The following is a 20056-nucleotide window of genomic DNA, read 5'->3' as shown; positions in this document are numbered from 1 at the left end:
GCCCGGAGAACGTGGTCGCGGAGCTCGCATGGCTGAAAAGCACGTACGCGCCCGACCACGTCTGGTTTGCCGATGACATCATGGGGCTCAAGCCCGGCTGGTGGCCGCGCTTCGCCGAGCTGGTCGAGGCGCAGGACGCGGGCCTGCCCTTCAAGTGCCTGAGCCGTGCGGACCTGCTGTTGCGCGAAGGCGAGATCGCCGCCATCCGGCGCGCCGGCGCCGAGATCGTGTGGGTCGGCGCGGAGTCCGGCTCGCAGAAGATCCTGGACGCCATGGAGAAGGGCACGCGCGTCGAGCAGATCAGGGAGGCGACGCGGCAGCTCCAGCGCGCCGGCGTCCGCGTCGGCTTCTTCCTCCAGTTCGGCTATCCGGGCGAGACTCGCGCCGACATTGACGCGACCTTCCGACTGCTGCGCGAGGGCGCACCGGATGAGATCGGCGTCTCCGTCTCCTATCCGCTGCCGGGCACGAAGTTCTACGAGCGTGTTAAGCACGACCTGGGCGAGCAGCAGAACTGGCTCGATTCCGACGACCTGGCCATGCTCTACCGTGGCCCCTACACCACCGACTTCTACCGCCAGTTGCACGTACTGGTGCACACGCAGTTCAAGGCACAGAGGCACTGGCGCGAGCTGCGCCGGCTGCTGCGCGAGCCCGGGCGCATCCGTGTCCGCCACCTGCGCCGCGTGGGCGGGCTGGCGCTGGCCGGCGCGCGCCTGCCGCTCGAGCGCTACCGGCTGCGCCGGCTGGAGCGTCGCTCCCACAACGGCATAGGCGCGCTGCCCGTCGAGCTCACGCCCGAGGCGGCGGCTACTCCGGGCTCCTGAGGCCAGCTCATGAGACGCAAGGTGGTGCTCTACAACCCCGAAGCGGTGTTCTATACCATGCCGCTCTCGCTGCTGGCGGTCGGCTCCTGCCTGGATCGCCGCCGCTACGAGGTGTGCGTGGTGGACGGGCGACTGGAGCGTGACCCGCTGGCCGCGCTCCTGGCCGCGGCCGGGGATGCGCTCTGCGTGGGCGTCACCGTTCTGACCGGCGCGCCCATCCGCGATGCGCTTCGCGTGACCCGCGCGCTCAAGGCGCGGCGGCGGGACCTGCCCGTTATCTGGGGCGGCTGGCACCCCTCGCTCTTTCCGCGGGAAACGCTGGAGCAGGCCGGGATCGACGGCGTGGTGGTGGGCCAGGGCGAAGAGACGTTCACCGAGATCCTCGAGCGGCTGAGCGCAGGTGCCGGGCTGGAGGGCGTTGCCGGCTGCCTGGCGGCCGGCTCTACGCCCGCGCCGCCCCGGCCGCTCCAGGACATCAACCGCTTCCCGCCGCACGACTACACGCTGATCCCGGTCGAGCGCTACTTCCAGCTCAAGGGGCAGCGGCAGCTCGATTACATCTCGTCCCAGGGGTGCCGTTTCCGCTGCACCTTCTGCGCCGACCCCTTCGTCTACAAGCGCGGCTGGTTCGGGCTCGAGCCGGAGCGGGTGGCCGGCGAGCTGGACGCGCTCTGGCGGCGCTACAGGGTTGAGGACGTCGGCTTCCAGGACGAGACCTTCTTCACCAGTCCCCGGCGCGTGGCGACGCTGGCCGAGGCCTTCCGGCTCCGGCAGGCCCGCTTCACCTGGACGGCCACCATGCGTGCGGACCAGGGCCACCGTCTGGACGAGGCGCTTCTGGCCGACTGCCGGCGTGCCGGCCTGCGCCGGGTGATGATCGGGGTGGAATCCGGGTCGCAGGAAATGCTCGACTGGATGAAGAAGGACATCACGGTCGCGCAGGTCCTCGAGTCGGCCGAGAAGTGTCTGCGCCAGGGGATCGGCGCCATCTTCAACATCATCGTGGGCTTCCCGGGCGAGCCGCCCGAGAGTGTCCAGGCGTCACTGGACATGGCCAAGCGACTGCGCGCCATGTCGCCTGCCTTCGAGGTCGCCATCTTCTACTACAAGCCTTATCCAGGCAATCCGATTGCCGACAAGCTGTTGGCGGACGGCCACGCCTTCCCGCGCATGCTGGAGGAGTGGGCCGAGTTCGATTACGTCGGCTCCTCCGGCCCCTGGGTCAGCCGGGAGAAGCAGGCGCGCATCGAGCGCTTCAAGTTCTACCAGCGGGTGGCCTGGTCGCGGCCGCAACTCGCCCGACTGCCGCTGCAGGCGGTGGCCCGCTGGCGCTGCAAGCGGGATGCGTACGCGTTCCCGGTGGAGAAGCTGGTGGTCGAGTGGCTGCGGCCGCCCGTCCGGCTGTCCTGAGCCGAGGCCGAACGTGGATATCCTGCTCACGCACGGTTATCACCTGTACCAGGACCCGCGCGAGCTTCAGGTGATGAAGCCGTACCCGCCGCTCGGGCTCCTGTACATCGCCTCGCATCTCGAGGCGCGGGATTTCGACGTCGGGGTTTTCGACACCACATTCCGCTCGCCGGCCGAGTTCAGGGAGTTCCTCGCGCGCGAGCGGCCGCCGGTGGTCGGCCTCTACGCCAACCTGATGACCCGCCCGCGCGTGCTGGAAGCCATGCGCGAATGCCAGGCGGCGGGCGCGCGCGTCATCGTCGGAGGCCCGGAGCCCGCCAATTATGCCGAGGAGTACCTGCGGCGCGGCGCCGACGTCGTCGTCATTGGAGAAGGCGAGCTAACCCTCGGGGAGCTGCTGCCGCACCTGGCGCGTCACGGCCCGGCCGACATGGAGCACATTGCGGGCATCGTCTACCGCGCCGGCGAGGAGCGCTTCGTGCGCACGCCGCCGCGCCCCGGGATCCGCGAGCTGGACGCGCAGCCGTTCCCCAAGCGCAGCGCGGTCGATATCCCCGAGTACATCCGCGTCTGGCGCGAGCACCACGGCATGGGCGCGGTCTCGCTGATCACGTCCCGCGGCTGCCCCTACACCTGCACCTGGTGCAGCCACGCGGTCTTCGGCTACACACACCGCCGGCGCTCCGTGGGCAATGTGGCGGACGAGGTCGAGATCCTGCTCGAGACCTACCGGCCGGACATGCTCTGGTACGCCGACGACGTCTTCACCATCCACCGCCGCTGGTTCTTCGACTACGCCGCCGAGCTGGAGCGGCGCGGGATCCGCGTGCCCTTCGAGACCATCTCGCGCGAGGACCGGCTGGACGAGGAGGTGATCTGCACGCTGGCGCGCATGGGCTGCTTCCGGCTATGGATCGGCTCGGAGAGCGGGTCGCAGCGCGTGCTCGACGCCATGCAGCGCCGCACGGATGCCGCGCGCGTGCGCGAGATGGTGCATCTCCTCCGCAAGTATGGCATCGAGAGCGGCATGTTCATCATGCTGGGTTACCAAGGCGAGGAAGTGGCGGACATCGAGGAAACGGTCGCGCATCTCAAGGTGGCGAGTCCCGACCGCTTCCTGACCACCGTCGCTTACCCTATCAAGGGGACGCCCTACTACGACCACGTGGCTGACCGCGTCGTCGCGCTCAAGCCCTGGGAGCAGGGCTCCGACCGCGACTTCACCGTGGCCGGGCGGCACTCGCGGCGCTTCTACCGCTTCGCCAACCGCTGGATGGTCAACGAGTTCAGCGTGTCGCGGCAGCGCCGCAACGGCCGGCGCAACTATGCCCGCCTGGCCCGCGCCTTCCTGAGCGCGCGCATTGGCCGGCTGGGCATGCTGTTGACGCGCCATGAACGGGAGCCGCAGCCATGAGCGTGGCGCAGGCTTTTGACGCCGTTGCCGCCCAGTACGACGCGCGCTTCACCGATCGGCCGCTGCCACGGCGGCTGCGCGCCGCGGTTTGGGAGATTCTGGACGGCTGCTTCCGTGCCGGCGACCGCGTGCTGGATCTGGGCTGCGGCACGGGCGAGGACGCCGTTTACCTGGCGCAGCGCGGCGTGCGCGTGACCGCCACGGACGGCTCGCCGCGCATGCTCGTGGTGGCAGCGCAGAAAGCGGCGGTGGCCGGGTTGGGTGATCAGGTGAGCTTCACGCAGCTCGATATCGGCGACGTCGCGGCAGCGGGCGCCAGCCTGCCGGAACCGCTCGCGGGTGGGGGCGCCGCCGGCCTCGAGTACGATGGCGTGGTGGCCGACTTCGGCGTGCTCAACTGCCTGCCCGACCGCCGGCCGCTGGCCCAGGCGTTGGCGCGCGTGGTTCGGCCGGGCGGCCGGCTGGTGCTGGTGGTCATGGGGCCGCTCTGCCCCTGGGAGCTAGCGTGGTACCTGGCGCACGGGCGGCTGCGCACGGCGCTGCGCCGCTTCCGCCGCGGTGGCACCGCGCGCATCGGCGAGGCTGCCACGGTGCGCGTCTGGTACCCCTCACCCTTGCGCCTGGCGGGCGAGTTCCGGCCGGGCTTCCGCGTGCGCGAGCGCCGCGGGATCGGCGTGCTGCTGCCGCCACCCTACCTCGAGCACCTGGTCGAGCGCCGGCCGCGGCTCTTCCAGGCGGCAGCTCGCTGGGAGGCGCGCCTGGCCGGCCGGTTCCCAGCGAGCTGGCTGAACGATCACTACGCCCTGGTGCTGGAGCGCGAATGATCGGCGCACGGGAGAGAGCCGCTCATTCTGCGGCCCATGCGGCGTTCGTCACCGCGGTCACGCCGCGGGCCGAAGCGGACCTGGCCCTGGCTGCCACCCCATGATCGGCCGGGGCCTCGGCCGCCGCACCCTTTGGCGCGGCTGGCAGCGACTGCTCGGCCGCAACGGCCTGCCCGTGCTGCGGCCGCGGGAAGCGTACGACCGCTGGGCGCCAAACTACGGCGAGCCCGCCAGCCCGCTGCACCGAATCGAGGCGGCCGTGCTGGCCGAGGTACTGCCGGAGGTGCAGGGGAGCCGCGTGCTCGACCTTGGCTGCGGCCGCGGCCGGGCCGGCGCCCTGGCGCTCGAGCGGGGCGCGGGCGCGGTGGTGAGCGTGGACCTCTCGCCGCGGATGCTCGAGGCGGCGCCGCCCGAGCGTGGAGCGGGCGGCGACCGCGTGGCCGCAGATGCGCTCTCGCTCCCCTTCCGCGCCGCGTCCTTTGACGTGGTGGTTTCAGCGCTGGTGCTCGGGCACATCGCCTCGCTGCGCGCCGCGTTGCGCGAGATGGCGCGCGTGCTGCGCGCGGACGGCGCCCTGGTGGTGACCGATTTCCACCCCTACGCGACGCTGCGCGGCTGGCAGCGCACCTTCGCCGATGCGGCGAGCGGACGGACCTTCGCCATCGAGCAGCACGTGCACCTGCTCGAGGACTACATGGCGGCCTTCGGCGAGCTGGGGCTCCGGCTGGAGGCGCTGCGCGAGCCGCGCCACGAGGGCTTCCCTGTGGTGCTGGCGCTCCGCGCCCGAAGGCTTGGTCACGACGCCTCTCGAGAGGCTTTTGGAGCGCAAAAACCTTTTATGTCGCGAGCAGGGTGATGTCCTCGGTTTCGGTGATCGTACCGACGTATAACCGGCTTTCGCTGCTGCGTTTGGCAGTCGACTCCGTGCTGCAGCAGACGCACGGAGAATTGGAACTCATTGTGGCAGACGACAGCTCAACCGACGAAACGCAGCGGTATATCGCAGGGCTTACCGACCCAAGGGTGCGCTACCTCACGCTCCCGCATACGGGCAATGTGGCTCAAATTCGCAATGAGGGAGCGCGGGCGGCGCGGGGCGAGTACCTGGCCTTTCTAGACTCGGACGACCTCTGGGCTCCGCAGAAGCTTGAGGTCCAGCTATCCCGCATGCAAGACGGCTGCTGGTCGCATACGCAGTACGAGTTGATCGATGCCGAGGGTATTCGGATACCGTTCCGGGCCGGTGCATCCGTAGCACTCTCCGGCTGGATAGCGCGCGATGTGATTGTCGCAGAGGCGGCACCTGCTCTGGCCACCGTACTGCTCAGGAGAACGGCCTTCGAGAAGATCGGGGGCTTCGACGAGGACACAAACCGCGAGGATTACGCCTTCCTGCTCCGCCTGGCCCTGGCTTGGCCGACGGTGGGCGTGCCCGAGTGCTTGGCATATGTCCGGCATCACACTGGGCGCAGGACCGAGCGGTGGTCAGGTCCCGAGTCGTTCATCGGGTTCGTCCACATCTACACTCGGCTGCTCAGCGAGGTACAGGATGTTGATCTGTGCGACCTCGCCCGCCAGCGCCTCGTGCGAAACCTGCTGGAAATGGCAACCGCACTCCTCACCGACGGCAGGAGCCGTGAGGCGCTAGGTTGCCTGCTACGGGCAGCACGGAATGGCGCGGGCCCTCGACATTGCGCGGCCGCTGCTGTTCGGGGCCTGGGCAGGAGGCACTATACTACGGCACTGAAAAGCTCCCGAGCTCCTTGCTAGAGAACGCTTCTGCTATGGGCCTGCTACTCCGAAACGTTTGCTGGCACTCCCTGGGCGCGACCCGGCAGGGCGATATCCGGATCGGCCGTGGTAGGGTCGTTGGGGCCGCGCGCCGCCTCGCGCCACGCCGCGGTGAGCGGGTGCTGGACGCGGCCGACTACACAGTGCTCCCCGGGCTGATCAATGCTCATGACCACCTCGAGCTGGACGTATTCCCGCGGATGGGGCGGCCGCCGTACCGCGATTTCTACGAGTGGGCCCGCGAGATTTATCGTCCCCAGGAGCCTCCCGTCCGGGAGCTGCTGCGCATTCCCCTGGCCGACCGTCTCTGGTGGGGCGCGTACCGGAACCTCTTGGGGGGCGTCACGACGGTGGTGCACCACAACCCGTACTACCGCCGTGTCTTCGGCCGGCGCTTTCCTGTGAAGGTACTGAGGCATTGCCGGTGGGCCCACTCGCTGGGCTACAGCCGGGATCTCACCCGTGCGGCTGCGCGACGCAACGGCTGTCCTTTTGTGATCCATGCAGCCGAGGGCGTGGGTGAGGAGTCAGCAGGGGAGGTCGAACGCCTGCACCGGCTCGGACTCCTGGGACCCGGGACCGTGCTGGTGCACGCCATCGCGGTGCCGCCGGCCTGGGTGGCGAGGCTGGGCGATCTGGGCGTAGCCGTAGTCTGGTGCCCGGCCTCGAACATTTACCTCTTCGGCCGTACTGCGGCGGTCGCGGAGCTCAAGACCAGCCTGCGCGTCTGCTTGGGGACCGATTCAACGCTCAGCGGCTCGGCTACATTGCTCGAGGAGGCGCGGGCCGCCTGCGCCACCGGCCTAGCGACTCCCGCCGAGATCCTCGAGATGCTGACCACCCGGGGCGCCGACGTGTTCGGCTTGAGGGATGGCCGCGGTACCCTGGAGACCGGCGCACCGGCCGACCTGGTGCTGCTGCGCAAGCGCGGGGAGCACCCGGCCGCGACGCTGGTCGACTCGACGGCGGCGGACGTGGGCCTCGTGCTCGTGGACGGCCGGCCGCGCCTGGCGGAACCAGCATTCGCGGCGGAACTGGATGCGGGACGCGCCAACGTCCGCATCGCCGGGGCACCGCGCTGGCTGTACGGCTCGCCGGTCGAGCGCATGGAGCGCATGGCAGCGGCCGCGGGCGAGGAGGCGCTCCGCCAGAACCCGGTCTGGTCGCTGCTCGAGGCAGCATGAGCGGAACGACGGCCCGTACCCGCCAGATCCTGCGCAGCGCCTGGGACTCCCCGTCCGACGTCGTCCGGCGCAAGCTGACTCTGGCCAGGCACCGCATCCACGCCTTGCCCGTGGTGGTGCTCATGCCGCACAGCCGCTGCAACTGCCGCTGCGTCATGTGCGACATCTGGAAGGCGAACCGGAACAAGCAGGAAATATCGCGGGAGGAGCTTGCCCGCCACATCGAGGCGATGCGGCGGCTGCGGGTCCGCTGGGTGGTGCTCTCCGGCGGCGAGGCGCTCATGCACCAGAACCTGTGGGCACTGTGCGAGCTGATTAAAGCGCTGCCCGCCCGGGTCACTCTCCTGTCCACGGGCCTGCTGCTCCCGAACCACGCCGCCAATGTCGTGCGCTGGTGCGACGATGTGATTGTATCCCTGGACGGCAGCCGCGCCGTCCACGACGCGATCCGCAACGTGCCCCGGGCGTACGACCGTTTGGCCCAAGGCGTGGCCGCGATCAAGGCGCTCGAGCCCGGCTTCGGTGTGACCGGCCGATGCGTTGTGCAGCGCCGCAACTGGTTCGACCTGTCCAATATCATCAAGGCCGCCCGCAGCCTCGGCCTGGGCCAGATCTCGTTCCTCGCCGCCGACGTTTCCACCAGCGCGTTCAACAGGCCCGAGGGTTGGGGTGCGGAGCGCGTCGCCGAGGTGGCGCTTTCGCGGGAGGAGACCGCGCAGTTCGCACTTCTCGTCGAGACGACGATCCGCGACTACGCCGCCGACTTCGCGTCCGGCTTCATTGCCGAAAGTCCCGAGAAGCTGCGCCGGCTGCCGCGCTACTTCGCGGCGCTGAACGGGGAAGACGATTTCCCACCCAATGTGTGCAATGCGCCCTGGGTCTCGACCGTGATCGAGGCCGACGGCACCGTGCGCCCGTGCTTTTTCCACCGCGCCCTGGGCAACATCCATGAGCAGCCGTTGGAGGCGATCCTCAATTCGGAGGCCGCCAGGAACTTCCGCCGCGAGCTGGATGTCCGCGCCGACCCGATATGCAGGAAATGCGTGTGCACGCTCCACCTCTCGCCTGCGGCTCGGGTCGGGCCCGCGGCGAACGGGCTGGCGGCCGCGCCCGCTCCGGCGGGGGAGGCCGCCGGATGATCGTTCTCTACAACCCCTGGAGCACACCTTCTCCCAAGAAGCCGCTGCCCATGTCGCTGCTCGCCGTGGGGTCCACGCTCGAGGGGGAGCACGACTACGAGGTCGTGGACGGAAATCTCGAGCCCGACCCTGTGGGACGCATCGTGGAGATCGGCCGGGCTCGGAAGCTGACTGCCATCGGCGTCACTGTCATGCCTGGGCCGCAGCTCAACCATGCCGTGCCCGACACGCGCCGGCTTCGGGCGGTGCTGCCGGACGTCCCCATGGTGTGGGGCGGGTACTTCCCCTCGCAGCACGCCGATGCCGTGCTGCGCGATCCGGCCGTGGACTTCTGCGTGCACAGTCAGGGTGAGCAGACCTTCCTCGAGCTGGTTCGCGTGCTCGCCCGGGGCGGCGACCTCTCGGCCATCCAGGGATTGTCCTACCGGGAAAACGGGAACGGCACGGTCCGCCACAACCCGCACCGCGCCCTGATCCCGCTGGACGAGCTCCCGGACTGGCCGTACCACCGCGTGCCCATGGAGCGCTACCTGCACAAGCACTACCTCGGCAATCGGGTGGGCACGCACCAGTCGTCCTACGGCTGCCCCTTCGCCTGCAACTTCTGCGCGGTCGTGGGCATGGCCAGGCGGCGCTGGCTGCCCCAGTCGGCGGAGCGCGTGGCGCGCGTGGTGGAGTGGCAGCGGCAGCGTTACGGCATCGACGCCATCCAGTTCCACGACATGGACTTCTTCATCTCCGAGGAGCGCACGGCCGAGTTCGCCGAGCGCATCCAGGCGTGGGGAATGACCTGGTGGGCGCTGGGCCGGGTCGACGAGCTGATGCGCTACAGCGACGCGACCTGGGAGAAGATGCGGGCGAGCGGCCTCAAAATGCTGTTCTGCGGCGCCGAGTCGGGCGACCCGGCGGTACTGAAGCGGATGAACAAGGGAGGCAAGGTTTCGCCTAACCTCACGCTGGAGCTGGCGCGACGCACGGCGCACTGCGGCATTGTCCCGGAATTCTCCTTCGTGCTCGGGAGCCCGCCTGATCCGGCCGCGGACGTGGATGGTACGATGCGGTTCATTCGCAAGGTGAAGGCGGCGAACCCCGCAGCCGAGATCATCATGTACGTGTATACGCCCGTGCCGCTCGAGGGGACGCTGTACGAGGAGGCGCGGGCTCTGGGCTTCACCTTCCCCGATACGCTGGACGAGTGGGTAAGCGGTGACTGGCGCCACTTTTCGCTGCGCCGGGACCCCAAAACGCCGTGGCTTCGGCCGGACATCAAGCAGCGGGTGCGGAACTTCGAGCGCGTGCTGAATGCGTATTACCCGACCGTGACCGACACCAGGATCCGCGGGTGGAAGCGGGCGTTGCTGCGCGGCCTGGGCGGCTGGCGCTATCGCACGCAGACGTACTCGCTGCCCCTCGAGTTGCGCGTCCTGCAGCGCGTCTTCCGCTATCAGCGGCCCGAGACGACGGGCTTCTGACGTCGCCTAAACGTCGCATAGGGAAGAGATGTCCCGAGAACGCCGCAGCCTGATCCTGCATTTCGTGACGGCGTATCCCGTCAAGACCGCACTGATCGTGGTGTTGCTGCTGCTCTCCGGTATTGCCGAGGGGATCGGCGTAGCCACGCTTTTCCCGCTGCTCGAGCTGGCGGACGAAACCGCCGTCGCGGCCCGGTCAGACCTCGGCCGTTGGCTTTTCGACAGCCTGCCGCGAGGCGAAGGAACCCGTCTCGGGGTGCTCCTGAGTCTCGTCGCCGGGGCCATCGTGCTCAATGGCGTCTTTCGCTGGCTTGCCATGAGACAGATCGGATACACGGTCGTGCATTTCGCGGGCGACCTGCGCGTGCGGCTGATCCGCTCGATCATGGGCGCAGAGTGGGGATTTTTTGTCAGCCAGCCCGCGGGCGCATTCGCCAACGCCATGGGCACGGAAACGTACCTGGCCTCGTCCGCCTACCGCCGGGCCTGCACCGCCCTCGCCTTTGGCATCCATGTCGTGGTCTATGGTGCCATCATGCTCCTGGTCTCGTGGCAGATCACCATCGCCGCCCTCCTGGTGGGCGGCGCGATTGCATTGCTGCTGAGCGGGTTCGTGGCCATGACGCGCCGGGCGGGCGTAGCTCAGGCCGCCGAGTACCAGTCGCTGTCCAGCAAGCTCGTCGACCTACTGCAGGGCATGAAGGCCCTCAAGGCGATGGGCAGGGAATCCTCATTCGCGCCGCCCCTGGAAGACCGGGTGGCGCGGCTCCGCGGCGCCGAGCGGGAACAGGTCCTGGCCGCGGAATCCCTGCAGTCTTTTCGGGAGCCCATTCTGGCCGTCCTGCTCGCCGTAGGCTTCTACATCGCTGTGGCCCGGGGCAACCTGCCTTTCTCGACCATCCTCGTTTCCGTTTTCCTTCTGCACCGGATCATCGGGAGGTTCCACGCTGCGCAAAGCGAGTACCAGGGAATGGTCGCAGCGGAAGGCGCCTTCCGATCCTTGCAGGAGCGGCTGCAGGCTGCCGAGGCGCACACCGAACGGAGCCCGGGGAAGACTCCGCCGCCCCGCGTGGGAAAGGGCATTGTGTTCGACTGCGTCTCCTTCGCCTACGACCGTACGCCCGTCTTGCGCGAGCTTTCCTTCGAGGTCCCGGCCGGCCGCTTCGTCGTGATACGAGGGCGTTCCGGAGCGGGAAAGACGACGGTTGTCGACCTGATCCTGGGCCTGCGAACGCCGACATCGGGACAGATCTATGTGGATGACATTCCCCTCGCGGAGATAGATCTGGCCAGATGGCGCCGGTCGCTGGGATACGTTCCGCAGGAAGGCCTGCTCTTTCACGACACCATTTATCGCAACGTCGCGTTCCTTGACAACCGCGCCGATCCATCGGCCGTGCAGCGGGCACTGCAGGAAGCGGGCGCATGGGAGTTCGTATCCCGGCTCCCCGAGGGTATGGACGCCGTGATAGGGGAACGCGGTTACCGCCTGTCCGGGGGTCAGCGCCAGCGACTGGCCATTGCGCGCGCTTTCCTGAACGGGCCGAGCTTGTTGGTCCTGGACGAGGCTACGGCCGGTCTGGATGCCAGAACCGAGGCCGCCATCATCCGCTCGCTCCAAGAGCTGAAGGGGAGGGTGACGATAGTGGCGGTTTCGCACCAGCGGCAGCTCACGGCGGCTGCAGACATCGTTTACGAGCTGGCTGACGGCGTCGTGCGCAAGGTCGCAACCCCGGCGCTGGCGCCGCCCGCAGGGGTTCATGCCGGGACAGCGCTTTCCTGATGCATATCGTTCAGGTCAGTTGCTACATCGACCCCGCCGGCAGAGCACCCGAGCAGCTTCTGCGCGCCTGGCCAGCGCTGTTGGACACGGCGGAGGCGGCGGCCAGGACTGGGTTGCGAGTGACTGTGGTGCAGGCTGCATCACACGACGCGGCCTTTGATCGCCAGGGCGTCGCTTTCCATTTCCTGAGGGAGCTTACCGTTCTGGAGGGGGCGCTGTCTGCACACCAGTGGGCGCGGCTTCCCTCGGCCAGGTTCCGCGGCCTGCTCCGCTCCCTGCAGCCTGACCTGCTTCACCTGCACAGCCTGTCCTTCCCGTTGGCGGCCCGCCCGCTCGGGCGCGCACTGCCCCGTGTGCCGCTACTGGTTCAGGATCATTCCGACCGGCCGCCGCCGCGCTGGCGGCGGGCATTGCACCGCTGGGGGCTTTCGCGAATCGACGGGGCAGCCTTCACCGCCAGAGCGCTCGCCCATCCGCTCACCGCCGCCGGTGTGCTCCCTCGCGGGATTCCCATTTTCGAGATCCTGGAAACCTCGACTCGGTTTGCGCCTGGCGACACAGACGCGGCGCGCGCCGCCACCGGACTCTACGGCAACCCCTGCATGGTGTGGGTGGGCCGACTCAACCGTGACAAAGACCCCATGACGGTCCTGACTGCGGTGGCCCTCGCCGCGCAGCGGCTCCCGGACCTGCACCTGTGGTGCTGCTACACGGAAGCGCCGCTCCTGCCCCAGGTGCGCGAGCGGCTTGCTGCCGATCCCGGCCTGGCCAGGCGCGTCCACCTGCTGGGAGCCGTCCCCCATGAAAGCGTGCAGGAGCTTTGCCGGGCCGCCGATTTTTTCGTCTCCGCCAGCCAGCGCGAGGGCAGCAGCTTCGCCCTGCTCGAAGCGCTCGCCTGCGGCACGACCCCGCTGGTGGCCGATATTCCAACCGCGCGCCGCATCACGGACAACGGCGCCGTGGGAGCGCTCTTCCCCCCGCGCGACGCCGCTGCCCTGGCCTCGGCCATCCTGCGATTTGCCGCGCGCCAGCCGGCGGAGTTGCGCGCGGCTGCCCGGGCGCACTTCGAGAGGCGGCTGTCCTTCGAGGCTCTGGGCAGGCAACTGCGAAGCGCCTACACTTCGCTGGTGCGAGCGTGCGCATCGGCGTGATCACCCCGGGCTTCAGCTCCTCGGAGCAGGATTGGTGCATCCCGGCCACACTCGACCTGGTCCGCGAGCTGGCCAGCCGCCACGACGTGCACGTCTTCGCGCTGCGCTACCCCGCGCGCCGGGCGCATTACCGTGTGTACGGCGCGGCCGTGACCGCTCTGGGCGGCGCGGGCGCCGCGGGCCTGACGCGGCTGCCGCTCTTCGCCCGCACCATTGCCGCACTCGCCGCGCAGCACAGGCGCCGCCGCTTGGACCTGCTGCAGGCCTTCTTTGCCGACGAGCCCGGGTTCCTGGCCGTCGCGGGCGGCCGGCTCCTCGGCGTCCCGGCTATCGTCTCCCTCCGAGCGGGCGAGCTGGCCGCTCTGCCCGACCTGCCCTACGGCGGCCTGCTCACGCGCGGACGCTGGTTGACCCGACTGGCGCTGCGCGGCGCGCACCGCGTCACCGTCGGCTCCAGGTACCTGGCACGGATGGCGGCGCCGCACGTGCCCCCCGGCCGCCTCAGTCTTGCGCCGCTGGGCGTCGACACGTCCCTCTTCCGGCCGCTGCCGCCGCCGGACCCTTCGCCCCTCGGCGCGGGGGAGTTCCGGCTGCTCTGCGTCGCCTCGCTGGGGCCGGTCAAGGACCACGGCATGCTGCTGCGCGCGCTGGTCCGCGTGCTTGCGCAGGCGCCCGGCGTGCACCTGCACCTGGTGGGCGGGGGCGGGCTGCGGCCGGCGCTCGAGGCCGAGGCTTGCTCGCGCGGTATCCGCTCGAGCGTCAGCTTCCACGGCTCGGTACGCCACGAGCTCTTGCCGGCCTACTACAGCGCCGCCGACCTGTGCGTGCTCGCCTCGCGCCACGAGAGCCAGGGCATGGTCGTGCTCGAGGCCGCGGCCTGCGGCCGCGCCACCGTCGGTACTGCCGTGGGGATCCTGCCCGAGCTGATGCCGCCCTCCTGTGTTGTGCCGGTCGGCGACGATGCTGCCCTGGCCGCCGCCCTCCTCGAGCTGGTCCGCGATCCTGACGCCCGCGCCGCCGCCGGCCGCGCCGCGCTCGAACGGGTGCGCGCCGGCTACACGCTCGAGCAGCGGGTGCCCAAGCTGGAGTCTTTGTACGCGTCCGTTTGTGAGAAGGCGCCGTCCGCAGGGTAGCCGCCGGCCACGGCGGCCATTCGGGAGCTTTGCCGTAGCCGGCGCAGGCGCCGCGCTTCGCCCCTTACCATCGCACACGAAGACGCGCGACCGCATCGCGCGCCGCCAGCACTGGCAGCGGCACGCATGTGGCCGCGTTGCGCCTGCTCGCGTGTATAACATTGCGCCAAAACAGGTTGGGCGGCCGCCGCCTCGATCTTGCCGTGGCCGCTGCGGGACGCCCTTGCCCCGAGGAGCAGCTTAAGCTTAAAAGGAATGAGCGGTGCTTCGCCAACGGGATAGCGCGGGCATGCCCGTCGCCCGGTGTTCCGATTTTTCCCGGGCTGCCACAAACTCGTAGGTACCCGTCCCGGTTTGCGGGGCAAAAGTTCAGAAAGGGGCGGCAGCTTCCATGACCACACGCTCCGTGTTCGTAGCCCTGGCGGCTGCTGGCCTGGCCGCATCCATGCCCACGTCGGCTGTGCCCCAGCAGCCGGTCGGCCGGCGGGACACGTTGGCTGTCCGGCCCCCGGCGGTCCCGTTTCCTCCTCGTGCGGATAAACTCCCCGCGACCGCCGCCGCGGCGCCCCGGTTCCGCGTGGAGGTGGGGTGCAGCGAGAGCGAGCTGAGGACGGGTGTCGCCGCGCTGAGCTGGCAGGCCGACAGGAAACTGCTGGAGCGCCAGGCCGTTGAGGTGACCGTCTACAAGGGCGGGTTCGAGAAGGGCCTCTCCGCCGTCCTGTCGGCCGTGGCGCCGGACCGGAAATTCGAGACGAGCCCCGGGTTCAAGGCATCCGGCCAGCAGGCCCGGCGGGCCTTCGAGCTGGCCGTGGACAAGGTCGACTTCCGGGAGAAGGAACGCCTGGTCAGCGTTCAGGTGAAAGGGCTCGAGCCCGGCCTTGGCTACTTCTGGCGTGTGCTCAGCTCTACGGACAAAGGCTGGCAGCCCGGCGAGACGGTGCAGACGGAAGCACCCACCTGCGTGGCGGACATTATCCCGCCGCCCGCCGGACAGAGCTGAGAGCCCCGCAGGCTGACAGCGCGGCCGATGCCGGCCGGATTCGGAGAACTCGCAGGTATTCTGAGGTTCTTGCCCCGGAGGTGAGCCATGACCGGCCACTTCGAGCAGCGCCGCTCCGCAGCTTTCCTCTCCTTGCTGCTGCTCTGGCTGGGGAGCGCGCCCGCGTTCGCCCAGTTCACCAGCAGCGTCACGGAGATCAACCCCGATTCCTCCACGCTGGACGCGACGGACGCCGACGGCGCCTCGGGCGGGCGCGTCAACGGCCTGGCCCGGGCGAGCAACGGCACGACGTTCTACGCGGCCAGCGAGTGGGGCGGGCTCTGGATGAGCACGGACACGGGCCGAACCTGGGCCCACCTCTACAACCACCTGCCCATGGCAACCTGGGACGTCGAGGTCGACCCCAACGACGCGAACAAGGTGTACGCGACGTCGCTCTACGACGGCCGCGTCGCCAGTCTGGCCGGCATCAGCGTGAGCAGTGACGGCGGCGCAACCTGGACCAGGCCGGCGAGCGCCACACCGCCCGTTGGCTTCTGCACGGTCGAAGCCCGCCGCACCGAGCCGTCAGCCTTCGGCATCAGCATCGACCCGGCCAATACGCAGAGCGTTTCCATCGGCACGAACTGTGGACTGGCCCGGAGCACCGACGGCGGCGCAACCTGGACCTTCATCGATCCCACGCCCGCCGACGGCGCGGATAATGTCTGGGACGTAGTGGTCCACGACGGCGGCACCATCGACCTGTGCGGCGATGACGGCCACCAGCGCTCGACGGACGGCGGCGCAAACTGGACCACGGCGGCGGTCGCAACGTTGCCCGGCGGGAGGTGCTCGATTGCCGCGTCGCCTGACGAGTCGTACGTGCTCTTTGCCGTGGTCGGGACGACCATCTACGAGTCGGACGACGGCGGCGCGAGCTGGCCTACAACGCTCACCAACCCCAGGGCGCAGGGGCGGATCCCGTTCGTCGCCACCAACCAACGCACTGGCGCGACGTTCGACCTGTGGTTCGGCGACGTGCAGCTCCACCGCGCGAGCTGCACCACGCCCGCGCCCGCTGCCGCCGGCGGGGCCGCGCGCTGCCCGACCAACACCTGGACGGGCCCGTTTACGCGGAGCGCGGGAGGCCACGATGACACCGGGGACCTGGCCTTCGATCCCACGGTTGCGGTGAACGCCTGCCCGGTGCTGCTCTCCTCGGATGGCGGCGTCTACTACAACACCGTGACTACCAGCCCCGGCTGCCACAGCCCGGCGTGGGAGCAGCCGGATACGACGCCCCATGCGCTCTGGCTCTTTGCCATGGACGGCGCCACTCAGGCTGGCACGACCACCGAGGACCTGTACTTTGGCAATCAGGACAACGGTACCTTCGCGGCCGCGGATGCGGGCGCCGCAGCGCCGACCTGGAACAACGCCCGCTGCTGTGACTCCTTCGACGTCTCCGCCTCGCCCACGAATGTCGTCTACACCCGCTGCTGCTTCTCGCCCGGCAGGTCGAACCGGCTGTTCCTGCGGAACCAGGGCATGGTAGGCGGCGGCGAGGTCAACACCTACCCGGCGGGGAACCTCCAGGGATTCCGGCCCGTGGACATCCTGGATCGCTGGGGGCCGGACGACTACGCCCTGGTCACGACAGGGGGCGTGTTCATCACCACCAACATCACGACCAATCCCATTGTCTGGACCCAGCTCGGCGCGGCTACCTCGCCGGCCAACGCCCGCGGTGTGAAGGCGGCCGTGACCGGTGGCACGCCCACGTTCTACGTCCAGGCCGGGAACGCCGACGGGCGGAGCCAGGACCAGCTCTGGAGCTTCACGGGCACGGCCGCCGGCGGCGCCTGGACCCAGATCCAGCCGCCGGGCAATGTCGGCGGTTTCGGTATCTTCGACGTGCACCCGAACAACCCGCTCCGACTGATCGCCTCACACCTCCAGCCGGGCGCGAATCCGCAAATGATCCTGTCCACGGATGGCGGCGCGAACTGGACCAACCTGGCGCCGCTGGACACGCTCATGACCGGCGGCGGGCAGTTCCAGTACCAGAACCAGCGCGGACCCACGAACTTCACCGCCTTCAGCGGCTACCCGGAGCCGACGCTCGTCGCCTTCGACCCGGCGGACTCGGACATCATCGTGGCCGGCGCGGCGGACGCCGGCGTGTTCGTGAGCATTGACGGCGGCACGGCGTGGACTCTGGTCACCGACCCCTTCGACCCCGTGGACTCCGGCCGGCCGCACATCCCGCGACCCTGGTTCGCCTACTTCGACCACGAGCCGTTCTCGCTCCTCTCGGAGACCGTGAACATCTACCTGGGCACGCAGGGCAGGGGCGTCTGGCGGATCACGCTGGGGATTCCGCGGAACATCATCGTCATCTGCGAGTTCTTCCGCCGCGGCTGCTGGCCGCCGGAGCTGGACAAGCGGATCATTATCCTGGAATGTCTGTTCGAGCCCTGCATCTTCCGGGACCCGATCCCCAAGAACTGCCTGGTCAAATTCCCCTGTCCAGGCTGCGAGTTCGGCCTGTGCCCGCCGTTCTACCACCTGTTCCTCGAGGACTTCGACCCGCGGGTCTGGGAGGTTGGCCTCTACACAGCCAAAGGTGACCCGGCGCCGTTCGAGCTGTTCCGCACCCAGACGGGCGTCGTCCTGAGCTTCCGCCCGAGCAAGGAGCTGTTCCGGGAGGGGCAGATCGGGGATTACGAGCTCGCCTTCGCGCTGCGGCGCGGGGCGAAGCTGGGGCGGTACGAGATCCGAACGCGGCTGGAGGTGAGTGACAAGCCCTATCGGCTCGGCCGCGAACCGCTGCTCAAGGTGCGGCCGACGCCGGGGGCGGGGGCGCAATAGGCTGTGACGGCTTAGGCTGTGACGGCTGCGACCTTCGTCGATCGACGCCGCCGCTCCTCGAATCGCTCCCCTCCGGGCTACTCGGGCATCATCAAACACTGCGCGCGCTCGCAGCCCAACAGTCACACCTAATAGGCGCAGCCCAGCCGGCTAAATGGACGCAGCGGACGCGCATTCCAGGCTTCGCCGGACCTTGCGTTTTCGCGTGAGCAGACTGCGGCACCGGGCAAGGTCTGCATTGTCAGCAACAGGCTACAAGGCGTCATGCCGCACTCAGGACCCGGGCTTGCGTCCGTACGGATGAGACGCTATAATTGTACGTACACGCTTGCTCGGAGCCTGAAATGTCCACAAAGAGTCCCGCACCCACGAAGCACTCCAGCCGCCGGGGCAAGGTACGCAAGGAGTTCTGGCTTGATCCCAAGGCTTTGCGCCGGGCTCAAACCCTCCTCGGAGCCGAGACGGAACGAGAAACCGTCGAGCTCGCCTTGGATCTGGTCGCCTTCCGCCACGAACTCGGTGAGGGGCTCCGCACGTTGGCAGGGCTTGGGCTCGACCGGCGGGACTGAGTGCGCAAGTACGTCCTCGATGCCAACTGCTATATCGACGCGAGTCGTGACGCAGGGGCCTTGACGGCGCTTACCCGATTCACGACATGGTCCGCGCCGCGTCTCTTCTTGAGTAGCGTGGTTGCCGCCGAGCTCCGTGCCGGGGCGCGCTCGGCGCGGGATCGGAAGAAGCTCGAAGACACGGTGCTGGGTCCGTTCGTCCGGCGCGGTCGGCTACTCACCCCGAGCGCCGCCGCCTGGGACGCGTTGGGACTGACTCTGGCGACGCTCCGCGAACGGGAAGGACTCCAGCTGGCTCAGGTGCAGCGCGGTTTCGCCTTTGACATCTTACTGGCCTACTCCTGCCGCGAGAGCGGCATCATCTTGGTGACGCAAAATGCGCGCGATATGGCTCGGATTCGACGCGTCTTCACCTTTGAGTACGTAGCCCCGTATCCTGACCGGTCATGATCAACAAGGCGAGCGTGCGGCATAACAGGCCGCTGCTGCCGCCGAGCGGCGCGCCAGCTGCCGGTGGGCTGAGGCGGCGTCGAGGCGCCGCTCGCGACTGAGCGGCAGGGCGTTAGACGCCTCTGAGCTGAGATCTTCGGGCTGAGCCCATGGGCGCAACCGCACCGGGCAACGAGTGAGAGGAGAACGACGGAAGAGTGTCCGATCCGGAGCGTGTCATTCCCGAAGATCCTCTCGAGTTCATCCGGCGCTGCACCCGCGAACTGAAGCTTCTCTGGACGTACCACGTGCAAATGCGGCTGCGAGGACGCGCCATCTCGCGCACTGCGATCCTGCAGGCAGCGGAAAGCTTCGAGGTCATTGAGTCGTACCCCGAGGACAAGTACCTTCCCAGCTATCTGGTGTACGCTCATCGCGGGGAGGACGTGTTCCACGTGCTCTTTGCCGCGGACGTCGCTGGAGATAACGTTCGCGTCATCACGGCGTACCGACCGAAGTTGAGCGAATGGGAGCCGGACCTGCGCACCAGGAGAAGAAAGCCATGAGATGTCACGTTTGCGGCGAGACGCTTGAGCCAGTGGTCACCGATCTTCCGTTCAAACTGAGCCAACGCTCTATCGTTGTGATTCGCGATCTACCGGTCTTACAGTGCAGGAGCTGCCCCGAGTATTTGCTTGAGGATTCTGTGATGAACCGTGTCGAGGAGATCCTCGAAGCGATGGACGAGGAAACCGAGCTGGAAGTTGTGAAATTCGCCGCCTGAGCGGAGTCGCCGGTGTAATTGTCGGGTCCCTGTCTCGGGGTCGGCGGTAGAGTCGAACCCGAGCGCCGCGGCGGTAGGGCGGGCCTATCTGTTTCTCCCCGTTTCCTCTGGGAGTGCCTCAATAGCCCGGCCGTGACCCGGTTTCTCGGACCCGCTCATCGAACCGGACGTGCAGTTTTCCCGCATCCGGCTCTCGGACTGGTTTCGCGACCAGGCATGCGAGTCTGTGGAGGTGTGCCCCTCGCTCAAGGGCCTCCACTGCTCTCGGCCCGGCCGTACAGCTTCCTCTGGAG

At 68.7% G+C, this 20056-nt stretch carries 17 protein-coding genes; all 17 read left to right on the top strand.

Annotated elements, in window-relative coordinates; translation table 11 throughout:
- On the top strand, window positions 1-827 hold an 827-nt coding region (locus HY703_12925), incomplete at its 5' end, for a radical SAM protein (GenBank protein MBI4546095.1).
- A 9-nt stretch (window positions 828-836) separates the two neighbouring features.
- Window positions 837-2237, top strand: a complete 1401-nt coding sequence (locus tag HY703_12920; protein MBI4546094.1) for a B12-binding domain-containing radical SAM protein — start codon at window positions 837-839, stop codon at window positions 2235-2237.
- 13 nt (window positions 2238-2250) lie between these two features.
- Window positions 2251-3651 (top strand): B12-binding domain-containing radical SAM protein, encoded by a 1401-nt coding sequence (locus HY703_12915; GenBank protein ID MBI4546093.1) that lies wholly within the window; start codon window positions 2251-2253, stop codon window positions 3649-3651.
- Window positions 3648-4475: a methyltransferase domain-containing protein gene (locus HY703_12910; GenBank protein MBI4546092.1), complete on the top strand. Its 828-nt coding sequence runs from the start codon at window positions 3648-3650 to the stop codon at window positions 4473-4475. The genes HY703_12915 and HY703_12910 overlap by 4 nt, the downstream gene beginning before the upstream one ends.
- A gap of 100 nt (window positions 4476-4575) precedes the next feature.
- On the top strand, window positions 4576-5331 hold the full coding sequence (locus HY703_12905) for a methyltransferase domain-containing protein (protein MBI4546091.1): 756 nt from the start codon (window positions 4576-4578) through the stop codon (window positions 5329-5331).
- Entirely contained in the window at window positions 5331-6245 is a 915-nt protein-coding gene (locus tag HY703_12900) for a glycosyltransferase family 2 protein (GenBank protein MBI4546090.1), read from the top strand. The genes HY703_12905 and HY703_12900 overlap by 1 nt, the downstream gene beginning before the upstream one ends.
- A 14-nt stretch (window positions 6246-6259) precedes the next feature.
- On the top strand, window positions 6260-7450 hold the full coding sequence (locus HY703_12895) for an amidohydrolase family protein (protein MBI4546089.1): 1191 nt from the start codon (window positions 6260-6262) through the stop codon (window positions 7448-7450).
- Window positions 7447-8589, top strand: a complete 1143-nt coding sequence (locus tag HY703_12890; GenBank protein MBI4546088.1) for a radical SAM protein — start codon at window positions 7447-7449, stop codon at window positions 8587-8589. Before HY703_12895 ends, HY703_12890 begins: the two co-directional genes overlap by 4 nt.
- On the top strand, window positions 8586-10061 hold the full coding sequence (locus tag HY703_12885; GenBank protein ID MBI4546087.1) for a cobalamin B12-binding domain-containing protein: 1476 nt from the start codon (window positions 8586-8588) through the stop codon (window positions 10059-10061). Before HY703_12890 ends, HY703_12885 begins: the two co-directional genes overlap by 4 nt.
- Before the next feature lie 28 nt (window positions 10062-10089).
- Complete coding sequence (locus HY703_12880) at window positions 10090-11844, top strand: ABC transporter ATP-binding protein (GenBank protein ID MBI4546086.1); 1755 nt, start codon at window positions 10090-10092, stop codon at window positions 11842-11844.
- Window positions 11845-11903: 59 nt separating this feature from the next.
- Window positions 11904-12995, top strand: a complete 1092-nt coding sequence (locus HY703_12875) for a glycosyltransferase family 4 protein (GenBank protein MBI4546085.1) — start codon at window positions 11904-11906, stop codon at window positions 12993-12995.
- The gene (locus tag HY703_12870; protein MBI4546084.1) at window positions 12980-14128 is read left to right on the top strand and encodes a glycosyltransferase; all 1149 of its coding nucleotides are present in this window, start codon (window positions 12980-12982) and stop codon (window positions 14126-14128) included. Before HY703_12875 ends, HY703_12870 begins: the two co-directional genes overlap by 16 nt.
- A gap of 391 nt (window positions 14129-14519) precedes the next feature.
- A complete protein-coding gene (locus tag HY703_12865) occupies window positions 14520-15128 on the top strand; it encodes a hypothetical protein (GenBank protein MBI4546083.1) in 609 nt (202 codons plus the stop codon).
- A gap of 87 nt (window positions 15129-15215) precedes the next feature.
- The gene (locus HY703_12860; GenBank protein MBI4546082.1) at window positions 15216-17981 is read left to right on the top strand and encodes an exo-alpha-sialidase; all 2766 of its coding nucleotides are present in this window, start codon (window positions 15216-15218) and stop codon (window positions 17979-17981) included.
- Window positions 17982-18550: 569 nt separating this feature from the next.
- The gene (locus HY703_12855; protein MBI4546081.1) at window positions 18551-19000 is read left to right on the top strand and encodes a hypothetical protein; all 450 of its coding nucleotides are present in this window, start codon (window positions 18551-18553) and stop codon (window positions 18998-19000) included.
- Between the two features lie 197 nt (window positions 19001-19197).
- Window positions 19198-19545 (top strand): DUF4258 domain-containing protein, encoded by a 348-nt coding sequence (locus tag HY703_12850; GenBank protein ID MBI4546080.1) that lies wholly within the window; start codon window positions 19198-19200, stop codon window positions 19543-19545.
- Window positions 19542-19763: a YgiT-type zinc finger protein gene (locus HY703_12845; protein MBI4546079.1), complete on the top strand. Its 222-nt coding sequence runs from the start codon at window positions 19542-19544 to the stop codon at window positions 19761-19763. The genes HY703_12850 and HY703_12845 overlap by 4 nt, the downstream gene beginning before the upstream one ends.
- Window positions 19764-20056: the final 293 nt, after the last annotated feature.

It is taken from the genome of Gemmatimonadota bacterium (genome assembly GCA_016209965.1).
GTDB lineage: Bacteria > Gemmatimonadota > Gemmatimonadetes > Longimicrobiales > RSA9 > JACQVE01.
The sequence above is the reverse complement of the archived record's forward strand: the minus strand, read 5'-3'. Positions and strand labels throughout refer to the sequence as shown.

What these genes read in the sequence shown, in the direction of transcription:
- HY703_12890 (MBI4546088.1), top strand. Translation starts at nt 7,447, where the DNA reads ATGAGCGGAACGACGGCCCGTACCCGCCAGATCCTGCGCAGCGCCTGG.
- HY703_12905 (MBI4546091.1), top strand. Translation starts at nt 4,576, where the DNA reads ATGATCGGCCGGGGCCTCGGCCGCCGCACCCTTTGGCGCGGCTGGCAG.
- HY703_12885 (MBI4546087.1), top strand. Translation starts at nt 8,586, where the DNA reads ATGATCGTTCTCTACAACCCCTGGAGCACACCTTCTCCCAAGAAGCCG.
- HY703_12910 (MBI4546092.1), top strand. Translation starts at nt 3,648, where the DNA reads ATGAGCGTGGCGCAGGCTTTTGACGCCGTTGCCGCCCAGTACGACGCG.
- HY703_12920 (MBI4546094.1), top strand. Translation starts at nt 837, where the DNA reads ATGAGACGCAAGGTGGTGCTCTACAACCCCGAAGCGGTGTTCTATACC.
- HY703_12860 (MBI4546082.1), top strand. Translation starts at nt 15,216, where the DNA reads ATGACCGGCCACTTCGAGCAGCGCCGCTCCGCAGCTTTCCTCTCCTTG.
- HY703_12865 (MBI4546083.1), top strand. Translation starts at nt 14,520, where the DNA reads ATGACCACACGCTCCGTGTTCGTAGCCCTGGCGGCTGCTGGCCTGGCC.
- HY703_12845 (MBI4546079.1), top strand. Translation starts at nt 19,542, where the DNA reads ATGAGATGTCACGTTTGCGGCGAGACGCTTGAGCCAGTGGTCACCGAT.
- HY703_12880 (MBI4546086.1), top strand. Translation starts at nt 10,090, where the DNA reads ATGTCCCGAGAACGCCGCAGCCTGATCCTGCATTTCGTGACGGCGTAT.
- HY703_12900 (MBI4546090.1), top strand. Translation starts at nt 5,331, where the DNA reads ATGTCCTCGGTTTCGGTGATCGTACCGACGTATAACCGGCTTTCGCTG.
- HY703_12895 (MBI4546089.1), top strand. Translation starts at nt 6,260, where the DNA reads ATGGGCCTGCTACTCCGAAACGTTTGCTGGCACTCCCTGGGCGCGACC.